Consider the following 14,165-nt stretch of genomic DNA (forward strand, 5'->3'; position numbering starts at 1 on the left):
GTTACATAAACTCCCACGCACTCTGATATGCATCATTATCTTCCGCATATTTAATGAAACCGGCATAGAATGGCGACTGCGATAAGGTAGCACTATCACCGATCACTACTAACTTCTTCCGCGCACGGGTCATGGCCACATTCATCCGACGGATCTCGGAGAGGAATCCGATCCTGCTATCCGGGTTGCTACGGGTCATGCTGATATAGATCACGTCGCGCTCCTGTCCCTGGAAACTGTCGATTGTATTCACTGATACCGGACCACCATAAGACTTAGCCATGGGCGTGTGAATCCACTGGTCCTTCAGTGTTTCGACCTGTTGTTTGTAAGGGGAGATTATTCCCACCGAAGGCAGCTCACTGCTACCATTAGCCGAAATGATCTCTGTGAGCAATAGTTCCGCGTGACGCATTACCAGTGCGGCTTCTTCAGGGTTGGAGGTACTGGTTCCTAATGTTTTTTCTTCATAGCCGCAGCCGGCAGTATCAATAAAGACTAATGGCTTGTCGCCTGCGAGCAACCGGTGCGTCGCCACCGAAGCATGTGCCTTCAGTTTGCCATCGTAAAATACCTCGGAGGAATAGCCCATGATCTCGTTGTTCATGCGGTATTGTTCTTCCAGCATGGTAACAGCTTCAGGGTACATGGCCACACATTTTTCGAACAGGGTGTGTGCCAGCCCCGCTTTGGCGGCTTCATCAGATTTGATCGTGGGCGCAAGTTGCTGGTGGTCACCCGCCATGATCACCCGTTGTGCTTTTAGAATGGGAATCCAGCAGGCGGGTTCGAGTGCCTGCGCTGCTTCATCAAGTACAACTGTTTTGTAGCGAAGGTTCCGGACTGTATAATGATTCGCGCCGACAAGTGTTGCTGTTATTACCTGTGCTTTCCGTAGAATATCATCGAGGATATACTGTTCTGTTGATTCGACGTCTTTCAGGATCTTACGCGCCTCGTCGAAAAGCGCCTTGCGCTGGTCGCGTTCCGCCTTACCGAAGTTTCGCTTGTAACGGTGCGCCAGGTTGCGGTATTCACTTGCCTGCTTCTTCAGCTTTTTCACTTCTTTCATGCTGCTGTGGGCAGACATCCGGCTGTCGATCGTCAGTTCCATGAGGTGTTCGGATACACGCGCAGGATTACCAACGCGAACTACATTCAATCCCTGTGCATCTAATTTTTCACTCAGCAGGTCAACGGCTGTATTGCTTGGGGCCACTACAAGTACCGGCGACTCATCCTGTTGGTACAGGGCTTTGATTGCCTGGACTAAAGTGGTGGTCTTGCCGGTTCCCGGCGGACCGTGAACTATACCCAGCTCATTGGAAGAAAGGATCATGTTCACGGCATGCTGCTGCGATTCGTTGAGGCTGGGAAAAGGCAAAGGTTTCCATCCCTGTTGAAAGGAAGGCCGGTCTTCTCCCGTGAGTATGCGAACGAGCTTTCCTTCCTGGCCTTTGTCCATCTGTGCCGACGCCTGTCGCAGCGCCCCGCGCATTTCATCATAACTGTTCTCATCAAACAGCAGGTCGATTCCCAGCTTCCCATTGTCTGACCAGTCGGGCAGTTCGTCGGTCCTGAGGGTCAGCTTCAGGCGGTTCTCCGACTGGTGCGAGATGATGCCTTCAATGCGATCGTTCTGTGGATCGTGCTGGGAAAATAAAGCTGCGGATGCGCCGAACCGCAGCTGGTGAATGATGTCCGTATTGGTAGTGCGTTCAACTTCAACGATAAGATAATCGCCGCGACCGAGTTCCGTATCCCGGATGGCAATGGGATACCAGGTCAGCCCGTTCTCTTTTCTTTCCTGTACGGATGAACGCTCAATCAGTTCGCGATACGTTTGCCTGTCTTCCTGCAGTTCCGTATCAAGCAGATCCAGCAGCCTTTTAAAATATGCCATTCTGCAAAGGTACTGCCGCACCTTCGAAATAATAATGGGTCGCGATGAAACGCTTTACATGTGTACGGCTTTCGAGTGGGAGGTAGTTTTGAAGTTTCCAGAAATCGCGGCTGCCTGATTTACGGATCGCTTTGTAAACGGGGCCGGGACCGCAATTATACGCCGCGAGTACCAGCAGCCAGTCGTTGAATTCGGTATACAGGTCGCGCAGGTAAATGGCTGCGGCTTTCGTGCTTTTGTAAGTGTGGGTTCTTTCGTCGTATTTGTCGGTGACCTTAAGTCCGAGGATGCGTGCGGTTTCCGGCATCAGCTGCCAGGTACCTACAGCGCCGACACGCGACACTGCAGTGGACTTCAGTTCAGATTCGATCACTGCCAGGTATTTGAGCTCAACCGGCAGGTCGTATTTCGTGAACACGCCATCCATCATGCGAAAGGTGTTCTTGTTCTTTTTGCGGATCTTTTCCAGGCTCTCGATGTTCTTATCGATATACCTGTTAACGTAGGAGAAAATTTCACGGGTACGTACGGCTTCATCAGAAAAAGAATGTGAAGCTGCAGCGTTCATGTGGCTTCCTGCTGGTGCAGAAATTGCCAGTACAAGAATTCCGGCAAGTAGAATCCTGAAGATCTGAGTTTTCAACATTGTTTTCATTTTACAGATGATACAATGCCGACCCAAAGATTTGGATTAATGAAACAAGTCTGCCAGAGGAAATTGGGGGAGTTTGTATAGAATATTGGAGCGCGACTCAACAGCTTGTCCGGGGGTACGACGATACAGGTTTTTCAATAAACCGGGACTGTGTGGTCAGTTGAATGATGTAAAGATATATTCCCGGATTGAGTTCACATAGGTTGTTATACTTAGGAAATATACGTGACCGTTATAAACAGTATAATATCAGTGAGTTATGTAGAAAAAAAATTATCGTATCTGTCCCTGTCCCCTGATAACCCATTTTTCTGTTACCAGTTTTTCCAGTGCAAACGGACCACGTGCATGCAGCTTCTGGGTGCTGATTCCGATCTCTGCACCGAGACCAAATTCTTCACCGTCAGTAAACCGCGTGGATGCATTGGTGTAAACAGCTGCTGCATCAACCTTCCTGATAAAAGTTTCGCAGGCTTTTTTATCTTCTGATACTATCGCTTCGCTGTGACGGGTGGAATATTTTGCGATGTGCTCGAGGGCTTCATCAAGGCCCTCTACGATTTTCATGGCGCATCTCAGGCTGAGGAATTCGCGGCCGAAGTCTTCGGGTTGCGCTTTTTCAAGATGCGGGTAGCCTTTCATGATGCGGTAGGAAGCGGCGTCAGCAAACACTTCTACGCCGTGCTTTTGAAATTCAGGGAGCAGTTTCGGGATGAATTTCGCCGCAATTTTCCTGTCTATAAGGATCGCATCTGCGGCATTACATACAGAAGGTCGCGAGGTTTTTGCATTCACGACAATGTCAACAGCTTTATCGAGGTCTGCTTTGCTTTCCACGAAAACATGGCATACGCCTGCGCCGGTCTCAATTACCGGGACAAGGCTGTTTTGCCTTACATAACGGATAAGGCTATCCGATCCCCGCGGTATTAATACATCGATGTAACGCGTGGCAGTGAACATTTCATTTACCACTTCGCGATCGGGGGGGAGCAGGGTCACGAGATCGGTTGAAAGTCCGTGGTTCTTTAAGACTTTTTTGATGAGGTCGGCTGCTACCTTATTTGTATTGGCTGCTTCGCTGCTTCCTTTCAGCACGCAGGCGTTGCGGCTCCTCAGGCACAGGGATGCGATATCGAAGGTGACGTTTGGCCTTGATTCGTAGATGGCGCCCACAACGCCCAGGGGAACCGTTATCTTGCTCAGCGCAAGTCCATTTGGCAGGGTCCTTTTTTCCAGTACCTGTCCTGTCGGGTCCTGCAGGCGTGCGACTTTCCTGATGCTTTTCGCTATTGCTGAGATCCTTTGCTCATTCAGCAGCAGGCGATCGTTGCGGGGATTGTCGGGTGCCTGCAATGCGAGATCTTTTTGGTTGGCCTTAAGTAATTTGGCAGTGCCAGCTTCCACTTCTTCCGCGAGCGATACGATCAATTGTTTGAGTTGTTTCGCATCCAGATCCTGCAGTTGTGGTGAGGCCTTATGAGTTTTTATGATGAGCGGAAGTACTTCCTGTTTCATGAGTTTCAATTAAAATAGCACGATATCGTCGGCATGTGCAGCAATCACATTGCGCACTGTCAGCTGCCTGCCAATCTCGCCTGCGGCGAGTTTCGATTTGGCAACGCCAATGATCTCGCCGGTTTCATCACGCAGCTGTACCACTTCTCCTGCTACAAATTTACCTTCTGTATTGCTGATACCGACTGTCAGCAGGCTCTTGCGTGCAAACAGCGCCTTTGCTGCGCCTTTATCAACATGAATAGTGCCAAGAGTTACGGAGCCACTGGCAAGCCATTTCTGTCTTGCCCGCAGGTTGGATGACTGCGGTTCAAACCAGGTGCCGTTCTTTCCTTCAAGCGCATCCTGCAGTGGCCGTTCGCCTTTCAATCCACAGATGGCCACATGTATGCCCAGTGATGTTGCGAGGCGGGTAAAAGTCAGTTTCGACAACATTCCACCTAAGCCTACATTGCTTTTTTCTGTATTCACATGTTGCAGTACTGCACCATCGATCCTGTCGACCCTTGAGATCACTTCTTTGTTATCATTGAGCAGTCCGCCCGCTGATGTACACAGCAACATCGATGTTGCATCGAACCCGATGGCGATTAGTGTGGCAAGCTCATCATTGTCTGAGAACTTGATCTCAACATTACTTACGAGGTCATTTTCATTTACTACCGGCACGATCTTGTTCTCCCAAAAAGTCTCGAATGTTTCTTTAAGCTGCAGGAATTGTTTGCGGTTTGAAAAATGCATCCGCTCGCAAAGCGCCTGTGCAACAGTGATACCTTCCTGCTGAAGGTACTGGTGATACAGCTGGATGAGAATGGGATTGCCGACTGCAGCTGCAGCCTTGCGTTCTGTTAGTGTGCCCTTGTATGCGGAAAGGAATTTTTTTCCGCTGGCTACTGCACCGCTCGATACCAGTACAATGTTGTACTGACGGCTGAGGGCAGCAACTTCTTCCGCAACTTTTTTTACGATCGTCGTATCAATATTTCCTTCCTGATTGGTTATGACAGCCGAGCCAAGCTTGATAACCAGTACTTTTCCTGTCATTGCAACTTGCTTGTGGTTTTAGAAGCAATAAATTTAGGAAATAGCCCTGAGTATATCGTCTTTTTTGTATTTGCTGATAGGGATCTCCTGGCTTCCGATGATGAGCAGGTTGCCCATTACAGCGTTTACCTGGTCTATGTTTACGAGAAAGGATTTATGCGGCTGAATGAATTTGCCCTGGGGCAACTTGTCGTGAAAGGATTTCAGCGTAGAATGTACCAGCAATTTTTTTTCAACGGTGTGAATACGGATATAGTTCTCCATTGCTTCTATGAACAGGATGTCACTGATGATTACTTTTTCGAGTGAACGGTCCGTTTTCACGAAGAGGTATGTCTGCAGTGAAGCTTTTGCGTTGAAATAATCGAATGCCTTGTTCGCAGCCTTCAGGAATCTTTCGAACGAAATGGGCTTCAGCAGGTAATCGAGTACTTCGAGTTCAAAGCCATCGATTGCATAGCGTTCATACGCGGTGGTGAAAATGACTTTCGGTGTAGTTGTGAGACTGCGAAGCAGGTCAATGCCGCTGAGTCCGGGCATTTCAATGTCGAGGAACAGCAAGTCGACCGGTGATCCTTTCAACAGCTTATTAAGTTCAATGCCGTCTTCGCACTCAGCCCTGAGCTCGAGGAAGCCGGTGCGTTCCACATAACCTTTTAGTCCTTTTCTTGCGATTGGTTCATCGTCCGTTATGATGCAGCTGATATTCATTCCATGCAGTTTATGGTCAGTTTCGCTGTGTAAACATTGTTGACTTCTTCGAGTTGCAAGGTATGTGTTGCGGGGTAAAGAAGCTCAAGCCTGCGTTTCAGGCTTTCGAGGCCCAGTCCGCCCACTGTGTGTTGTGCCGCGTTGTTGTTTATGGAGTTCTCCACGAGCAGCTCGATATTGTCCGCATTATTTTTTAGTTCCACTTTCATGTGGTAATCACCGCCGACATATTTAAAAGCGTTTTCAACCAGCGGCATGAACAGGAGTGGGTATACGCGTTGGCCGTTGAGATTGGCAGGGAAGGATACCTGTAGTTTCAGCCTGTCTGTTGTGCGGATCTTTTGCAGGTCGATATAAGTAGAGAGGTATTCAATTTCCTTTTTTATTTCTACTGTCTGCTGTTGATCATAAAGCTGGTACCGCAACAGTTCGGCGAATTTTTCTATGGTGGCTTTTGCGGCGGCGGGGTTGTCGTCCATCTGGAAATAAACCGTATTCAGTGCGTTGAAGAGGAAATGCGGGTGGTATTGGGCCTTCAGGAATTTCAGTTCAGTTTCAGCGCGGTCGCGGCTCATTTTTTCCAGTTGGACCCGGCTTTCAATGTATTGCCTGAGCAGGTGCTGGCTACGGGTTATCGCATAATAGATCAGCGCATACAGCAGCGGAATGATATTGATGATGGCAATGTCGCCCCGGGAAAGCCCGTCGTCCGTGACTGCTGCCATCGGGGTGAGTGTGATGTTGTTTACTACGATTTCAATGATCACTATGCAGCTGATCTCGAACGCAATTCTGCGGGGACCGGTATATTCCGGCGGGTGGCTGTCGAAGTATTTGAAGAGACGGTCGAGCAGGAAGATGGTGAGGTGGCCGGTGATGATCGCGGTGCCGATCTCGATCATGTTCAGAGTCCAGGGCCGTTCCCAGAAAATATCTTCTGCGATGGTGTCATTGATCACCCGGATTGTCGCATAAATCAGTAACGCGAACAAGGCAGGGAATGCATATTTTCGGAACGGCTTCACAGCACAAAGTTATCCGGCGCCCCTGTGCCCCGGCAGTTTTTTTGACGAGAGGGCAAATTGCGGTGTTCACCCGTCGGGTGGCACCCGACGGGTGAGTCCCGGCCGGTGAGTCCGGGCCGGTGAAATAGGGTGAATACACCTGCGGTCACCGTTTTATGGCTAGTGGTCAATCGGATTTGAGGGCGGGTCGCAGGGAGACTAGGTTTGCATCCAAACAACCAGCATATGTTTAAGGGAATCATTGCAATAGCGATCACAGCCTCTTTCGCGTACCAGGCGAAGGGCCAGTCGGAATGGCCGGCATATGGGAGGGACGCAGGCGGTACGCGCTACTCGCCGCTGAAACAGATCAATGAATCCAATGTGTCGAAGCTGAAACCGGCGTGGACCTTCAACACCGGCGAGCTTGAAACCTATAAGGGAACCGAACTGATCTCAAAGTCAGCTTTTGAAACCACGCCGCTGATGATTGATGAAACTTTATATTTTACGACCCCCACCTGCAGGGTGTTCGCAGTGAATGCGTCGACGGGCAAACAGGTATGGATGTACGATCCGCAGGTAAACCTCAGGGCCGACTACTCCGAGGTCACTTCGCGCGGGGTGTCTGCCTGGCCGGCGGCCAAAGGCAACGCACCAACCAAACCGGAGATCATCTTCGTTCCCACTATCGACGGCAGGCTCATTGCCCTGCACCCGGAAACCGGGAAGCCGCTCATACAGTTTGGCGTAAATGGAACTGTTGACCTGAAAGCAGGACTCGGCCGCGACCTGAGTGTTACCTCACCGCCGGCGGTGATCGGAAACCTCGTGGTGATTGGATCCTCGCTTGGTGATAACCAGCAAATGAAAATGACGCGCGGCGCCGTAAGGGCATACGATGTGCACTCCGGCCAGTTGAAATGGACCTGGGACCCGATCCCGCGCGACTCCCTCGACCCGGCCTGGAATACCTGGCAGGGACCAAACGCCCATGAAAGCGGGGCAGCCAATGCCTGGTCGGTCATTTCGGCTGACCCTGACCGCAACCTCGTCTTTGTTCCCTGCTCGGCTCCGAGTCCCGATTATTATGGAGGCGAGCGCCATGGGCAAAACCTGTATGGCAACAGCCTGGTAGCGCTGCATGCTTCCACGGGCAAAGTTGCCTGGTATTTCCAGGTGGTGCACCACGACCTGTGGGACTATGACATCGCAGCGCAACCGATTCTTGCGGAAATCATAAAAGATGGAAAGAAAACTCCCGTAGTGATCGTGGGAACGAAAATGGGACATGTGTTCATCCTGCACCGCGAAACCGGGAAGCCGGTCTTCCCGGTCGAAGAGCGCCCGGTTCCGGGTTCCACCGTGGCGGGTGAATCGGCCTGGCCAACGCAGCCATTCCCGGTGCTGCCGGCACCACTCGGATTACAGAAGGTGGGTGTAGAAAATGCCTGGGGGCTCAACGAAGCCGAATGGATAGCTGCCACAGAACGAATCAAACAATTCACCAGTGGCGGCATCTTCACGCCGCCGAGTTATGGCGGTACCATCATCACGCCAGGCAATGTGGGTGGTATTCACTGGGGTGGAATGAGCTACGACCCGGGGCGGGGATTGCTCGTTACTAATATCAATCACCTTGCGGCCATCATCCGGATGATCCCGCGCGACAGCCTGGAAATGGTGGAGCGGCAGAATAAAGACCTGATCCGCGCTGAGACCGGCAGGCAGGCCGGCACCCCCTATGTAATGAAAAGGGACTATCTTTTCAAGGTGGATACGGGTGGAATGAAGATCCAGACCGCGCCGCCATGGGGAACACTACTGGCCATCGACATGAAAACGGGGGAGAAGAAATGGGAAGTGCCGCTGGGATTCATGCTCGACCCACGCAAATACCCGGATGCAGAGAAATGGGGTTCACTAAATCTTGGTGGCGCCATCACAACGGCCGGCAACCTGACCTTTGTGGCCGCAAGTCTTGATGGTCACCTGCGTGCATTCAGCACCTCAACAGGGAAGCTGTTATGGCAATACATGCTGCCGGCAACTGCGCAGGCCACACCCATGACGTACTCCATTAAAGGAAAACAATATGTTGTGATCGCAGCGGGTGGGCATGGGAAATTGCGAACCCGGATGGGTGATGCGCTGATGGCGTTTTCGGTTGACTGACAACGTTAGAACAAGAAAATATGATCAATAACCAGGTGAAGATTCATACGATAGCAATGGTAGTGCTGCTCATTTCGTGCCGGGACGCAACGAAACAGTCCGCAGCGACACAGTCTGCAGCCACCACCAGTTTCAGCAAACACACGGTAGACAGCACATTTGTATCGGAGGGCGTCACTGTAGCGGATGTCAATAATGACGGCAAGACCGATATTATCGCCGGCCCGTACTGGTATGAAGCGCCGGGATGGAAACAGCACCGGGTCCATTCCGATACCTTAAATCCAATCCCGGGTTACAGCACCACCTTCCACAACTATTCCACTGATGTGAACGGTGACAATCGTGCTGATGTGATCCGGCTCGACCAGCCCGGTGAAGTTTGCATGTGGTATGAGAACCCCGGCAACACGGAAGCTCCATGGAAGGGCACAGTCGTGATAGCGCACGCCGGCAACGAATCACCCGCATGGGTAGATGTGGATGGTGATGGCCGGATGGATCTTATCTGTAATGATGAAGTGGCAAAGCAAGTGATCTGGCTGAAATCACCGGGCAACAAAAGCACCGAATGGAAGCGCACCGTAATCAGTTTCGACAGCACCCGGGGAACGCACCGGTACACGCATGGGCTCGGCTGGGGCGATATGAATCTTGATGGGAAGAATGATGTGGTGATCAAAGACGGCTGGTGGGAGAATCCAGGCAACACAGCTAAAGAAGGCTGGAAATTCCATGAAGCCAAATTAGGCGATGACTGTGCCAATATGTTTGTGTACGATGTTGATGGCGATGGTGACCAGGATGTGCTTTCGTCTTCCGCCCATGATTACGGCATCTGGTGGCATGAACAGGTGCGTGAAGGAAATAATACCAGTTGGAAAACCCATACGATCAGTAAATTATTCTCGCAGTCACATGCATTGGAATTTGCCGATATCAATGGCGATGGCCACCCGGACCTCATCACCGGTAAACGCTATAAAGCCCATAACGAAAAAGATCCAGGGGCAGCTGAGCCCGCTGTGCTCTACTGGTTTGAGTTCAGGCCAGGCAAAAATCCGGAGTGGATCCCGCACGAGATTGACAACAATTCGGGTGTGGGTAACAGTTTCATTGTACAGGATATCAACGGTGATAACCTGCCGGATATCATCGTCTCAAATAAAAAAGGCGTGCATTTTTTTGAGCAGGTGAGGCATTAAATACTTAATTTAACGATCCGAAAAACAAAACTGAACAATGAAAAGAATTAAAGTGGCCGTTGTCGGCACAGGATTCATAGGGCCCGCACATATCGAAGCCCTCCGCCGCCTGCCGAATATCGAAGTGGCTGCACTTTGCGAAGCAACAATTGAGCTGGCGAAAGAAAAAGCTGCCGGACTGGGGATCGACCGTGCCTATACATTCGATGAGCTGCTGCAGCAGCAGGACATCCAAAGCATCCATATCTGCACGCCAAACTTCCTCCATTTTTCACAGGCAAAAGCGGCACTGCTGGCAGGAAAGCACGTAGTGTGTGAAAAGCCTTTGGCGACGAAGATCGAAGAAGCAGAAGAACTGGTGAAGATCGCTAAAGAAAGCGGCCTGGTAAACGCCATCCATTTCAACCTGCGTTATTATCCCTTAGTGAGGCAAATGCGTGTAATGAGGGAGAAAGGCGACCTGGGGGAAATTTATTCCGTGCTGGGGTCTTACCTGCAGGACTGGCTGTTCTTCCAGACAGATTATAACTGGCGCCTCGAGCCGGACAAGTCTGGTGAATCAAGGGCGATCGCCGATATCGGTTCGCACCTGCTCGATGTGATCGAATACGTAACCGGGCTGGAGATCACAGAAGTAATGGCAGACTTCTCTACTGTACACAAGAAGCGTCTCAAGCCGCTAAAGCGCATTGAAACATATTCAACAAATACCCTTTCTGCCGCCGATTACGAAGAAGTTCCCATTAACACGGAAGATCATGCGAACGTGCTGCTGCGTTTCAGCAATGGCAACAAGGGCAGCGTAACCGTGAGCCAGGTGGCAGCGGGTCGTAAGAACCGACTCAATGTAGAAATTGGCGGATCAAAATCCAACATCGAATGGAATTCTGAAAGGCCAAACGAGATCTGGGTTGGAAAGCGCGATGGCGCCAACCAGGTGCTGATGAAGGACCCTTCCCTGTTCTACAGTGAAGCGGTGAGCCTGATCAGCTTCCCCGGTGGCCACAACGAAGGCTTCCCGGATACGTCAAAGCAACTTTTTAAGGAAGTTTATGCTGCGGTTGAAGCGGGTAAACAACCTGCCAACCCAACCTTCCCGACCTTTGCTGATGGCCTGAGAGAACTCGTGATCTGTGAGCGGATCATCGAAAGCCATAAGAAGCAGGCCTGGGTGAAAGTGTGAGAAAATTAAAAAGTAAAATTTCAAAATTAAAAAGGGAAGAGCCCGGGCGTGCAAGAGTACACCGGGCTTTTACTATTTATTTCAAGTGGATTTTCGATGAATGGAATGAGCGGGATGTATTAATATAGCGGCTGAACCGTTATTATTAAAATCCTGAACCGTGAGAAACAGTTTTACCCTTCTCCTGAGTATTTTTTTTGCTGCAGCGGCTTTTGCCCAGCCTTCCAATGACTCCCTCGTTAGCAGTTACCGGCGCGCGAAAAATGATACCGGCCGCCTGGAGAAGCAGAAAGAGAATGTGATAAGCGCGGCGACCATTGTCAAAATCGAAAACCTTGGTGTCAATATCAACAGTGACCTTGCAGAGTTGAGGCCTGTAGTGTCAGCTGATGGGAACCTGCTGTTCTTTATCTGCGAGAACCACCCGGCGAATACAAAATATCGTTCAGTGCCGAACTCGCAGGATATCTGGTATTCGGAACGTGACGAGAATGGTAAATGGACCGAAGCCCGGCACCTCGCATACCCCCTCAATACAGCCCAGTATAATGCTGTTTACTGGATCTCGCCCGACAACAACCGCATGCTAATCCGTGGCGCATTCATCAATGGCGCATTTCATGGAAAGGGGGTCAGCATGGTGCAGCTGCAAAGCAACGGACGGTGGAGTGAACCCGATGGACTCAATATCAAAAATTATTACAAGTATGACCGCGGGCACCAGTCTGGCGCCAGCATGTCGCATGATGGCAAGACCCTGCTATTATACATGTCCCCCGAAGAAGGCAGTCCGGTCAATGATCTTTTCGTTTGCTTTAAAAAAGAAGAATGTTGCTGGACCGAGCCAAAGAGCCTCGGTAAAATGATCAACCTTCCCGGGAATAATGAAATGACGCCTTACCTTGCTTCCGATGGGGTAACGCTGTATTTCAGCAGTGATCGCCCGGGTGGCTTCGGTGACAACGATATCTGGATGACCAAAAGACTCGACGACAGCTGGCAGAAGTGGTCGATGCCGGTGAATCTCGGCAGCCCGATCAATACACCGGAATGGGATGCATTTTTTACCATGGATGCAGGCGGGGAATATGCCTACCTTACCACCAGCCTCAATACAATGGGTGAGTCCGATATCGTGCGGGTAAACCTGCTTGAAAAAGTAAAGCCAGACCCGGTAGTGCTGGTAAGTGGGAATGTGTACAACAAAAAGACAAAGGAACCGCTCAGTGCTTCGCTGGTATATGAAACACTTCCGGATGGTGCCGTTGCGGGTAATGGGATTTCAAGTCCGCTCGACGGATCATTCAAGATCGTACTTCCCTATAATAAGAACTATGCGATCAGGGCGCAGGCAAAACACTTCTTTTCCATTTCCGAGAACCTGAAACTTGATTCGCTCATCAAGGCAGGATATAAAGAGATCCACCGCGACCTTTACCTGGTGCCGATCGAGATCGGGCAGGTGGTGCGGTTGAATAACGTATTCTTCGACTTCGACAAGTGGGATCTCCGGCCGGAGTCCTTTGTTGAACTGGACAGGGTGGTTGCCCTGCTGAAAGAGAACCCGGCAATCGAAATTGAGCTGAGTGCGCATACGGATAGCCGGGGTACGGATGAATACAATATCACGCTGAGCCATAACAGGGCGAAATCCTGCCGCGAATACATCCTGTCCAAAGGTATTGACCCGGCGAGGATCGTGTCACATGGCTATGGTGAAACCATGCCGCTGGTTCCCAACGATACAGACGATGGCCGCCAGCTGAACCGGCGCGTTGAGTTCAAGATCGTGAAGGATTGATATCTTGCAGGTCATATGGATTTTTTAAGCGTATCCGGCATTTCAAAGCAGGAGGGAGGAGAGCTGGTTGTTAACCAGGTCAGTTTCAGCCAGGAAAAAGGGCAGAAGATTGCCATCGCCGGCGAAACGGGTTCGGGAAAAAGCACATTGCTGAAGATCGTCGGCGGGCTCGCGCAGCCGGACGAAGGCGTGGCGATGTTTGAAAGGAAACGGGTGCTTGGTCCACTCGAAAGACTGATTCCCGGTCAGCCCGGCATCGCCTACCTGTCGCAACATTTCGAGCTGCGCAATTCTTACCGGGTAGAAGAAATTCTCTTTTATGCCAACCAGTTGGTGCCAGGCAAAGCCGAAGAAATATTTGAGATCTGCGAGATCAGCCACCTGCTTAAACGGCGGACGGACAGGCTTTCCGGCGGCGAAAGGCAACGCATTGCACTGGCGAGGTTGCTGGTTTCTTCACCGAGACTTTTATTACTCGATGAACCCTATTCAAACCTCGACAGGCAACATAAGGAGACATTGAAGTCCGTTATCGCCGATATCGGGGAGCAACTCGATATCACCTGCATATTGGTGTCCCATGACCCGCAGGACATTCTTTCCTGGGCAGACGAAGTGCTGATCATGAAAAGCGGCAGCATTATCCAGCGTGGTGATCCTTACGAAATTTATTACCGGCCCGTGAGTGAATATGCGGGCAGCCTGCTGGGTCGATACAACATCCTGGATGGCGGGGTCTTTGTCCGCCCCGAAAAATTCAACATCACCCAAAAAGAGAGTGGTCCTGCTAACGCTGTTGTTAAAAGGGTAACCTTCATGGGCGCTTTATATGAGCTCGATGTTTTATTTTCCGGGAACATAATAGAAGTCCTTACAGTACGTAACGATCTTAAGCCTGGGGATGAGATATTTGTTTCACTCCCTCGCGAAGAGACGTGGAAGGTCAATATGTGAACAGGTCAATAA

General features: G+C 50.6%; 11 protein-coding genes. 5 read left to right on the forward strand and 6 right to left on the reverse strand.

Annotated features, from left to right (window positions below):
• Window position 1: 1 nt before the first annotated feature.
• From OI18_RS13930 to OI18_RS13955, 6 genes are all read right to left on the reverse strand, one after another.
• The gene (locus tag OI18_RS13930; protein WP_039140690.1) at window positions 2–1,903 is read right to left on the reverse strand and encodes an AAA domain-containing protein; all 1,902 of its coding nucleotides are present in this window, start codon (window positions 1,901–1,903) and stop codon (window positions 2–4) included.
• Entirely contained in the window at window positions 1,890–2,549 is a 660-nt protein-coding gene (locus OI18_RS13935; RefSeq protein WP_205410047.1) for a lytic transglycosylase domain-containing protein, read from the reverse strand. The genes OI18_RS13930 and OI18_RS13935 overlap by 14 nt, the downstream gene beginning before the upstream one ends.
• 282 nt (window positions 2,550–2,831) lie before the next feature.
• A complete protein-coding gene (locus OI18_RS13940) occupies window positions 2,832–4,076 on the reverse strand; it encodes a glutamate-5-semialdehyde dehydrogenase (RefSeq protein ID WP_039140693.1) in 1,245 nt (414 codons plus the stop codon).
• A 9-nt stretch (window positions 4,077–4,085) separates the two neighbouring features.
• Window positions 4,086–5,120: a glutamate 5-kinase gene (proB, locus tag OI18_RS13945; protein WP_039140696.1), complete on the reverse strand. Its 1,035-nt coding sequence runs from the start codon at window positions 5,118–5,120 to the stop codon at window positions 4,086–4,088.
• A gap of 33 nt (window positions 5,121–5,153) precedes the next feature.
• Window positions 5,154–5,831 carry a LytR/AlgR family response regulator transcription factor gene (locus tag OI18_RS13950; protein ID WP_039140699.1) on the reverse strand — a complete coding sequence of 226 codons (678 nt, stop codon included), beginning with the start codon at window positions 5,829–5,831 and terminating at the stop codon, window positions 5,154–5,156.
• A complete protein-coding gene (locus tag OI18_RS13955) occupies window positions 5,828–6,856 on the reverse strand; it encodes a sensor histidine kinase (RefSeq protein ID WP_052273223.1) in 1,029 nt (342 codons plus the stop codon). The genes OI18_RS13950 and OI18_RS13955 overlap by 4 nt, the downstream gene beginning before the upstream one ends.
• A gap of 225 nt (window positions 6,857–7,081) precedes the next feature.
• Here OI18_RS13955 and OI18_RS13960 point away from each other — a divergent pair, with 225 nt between their 5' ends.
• From OI18_RS13960 to OI18_RS13980, 5 genes are all read left to right on the forward strand, one after another.
• On the forward strand, window positions 7,082–9,010 hold the full coding sequence (locus tag OI18_RS13960; RefSeq protein WP_052273224.1) for a pyrroloquinoline quinone-dependent dehydrogenase: 1,929 nt from the start codon (window positions 7,082–7,084) through the stop codon (window positions 9,008–9,010).
• A 20-nt stretch (window positions 9,011–9,030) separates the two neighbouring features.
• On the forward strand, window positions 9,031–10,215 hold the full coding sequence (locus OI18_RS13965) for an FG-GAP repeat domain-containing protein (protein WP_039140702.1): 1,185 nt from the start codon (window positions 9,031–9,033) through the stop codon (window positions 10,213–10,215).
• Between the two features lie 37 nt (window positions 10,216–10,252).
• Window positions 10,253–11,398: a Gfo/Idh/MocA family protein gene (locus OI18_RS13970; RefSeq protein ID WP_039140705.1), complete on the forward strand. Its 1,146-nt coding sequence runs from the start codon at window positions 10,253–10,255 to the stop codon at window positions 11,396–11,398.
• Window positions 11,399–11,558: 160 nt separating this feature from the next.
• Entirely contained in the window at window positions 11,559–13,199 is a 1,641-nt protein-coding gene (locus OI18_RS13975) for an OmpA family protein (RefSeq protein WP_052273225.1), read from the forward strand.
• Window positions 13,200–13,214: 15 nt separating this feature from the next.
• Window positions 13,215–14,153, forward strand: a complete 939-nt coding sequence (locus OI18_RS13980) for an ABC transporter ATP-binding protein (protein ID WP_052273226.1) — start codon at window positions 13,215–13,217, stop codon at window positions 14,151–14,153.
• Window positions 14,154–14,165: the final 12 nt, after the last annotated feature.

It is taken from the genome of Flavihumibacter solisilvae (genome assembly GCF_000814475.1).
In the GTDB taxonomy this organism is placed as follows: Bacteria; Bacteroidota; Bacteroidia; order Chitinophagales; family Chitinophagaceae; genus Flavihumibacter; species Flavihumibacter solisilvae.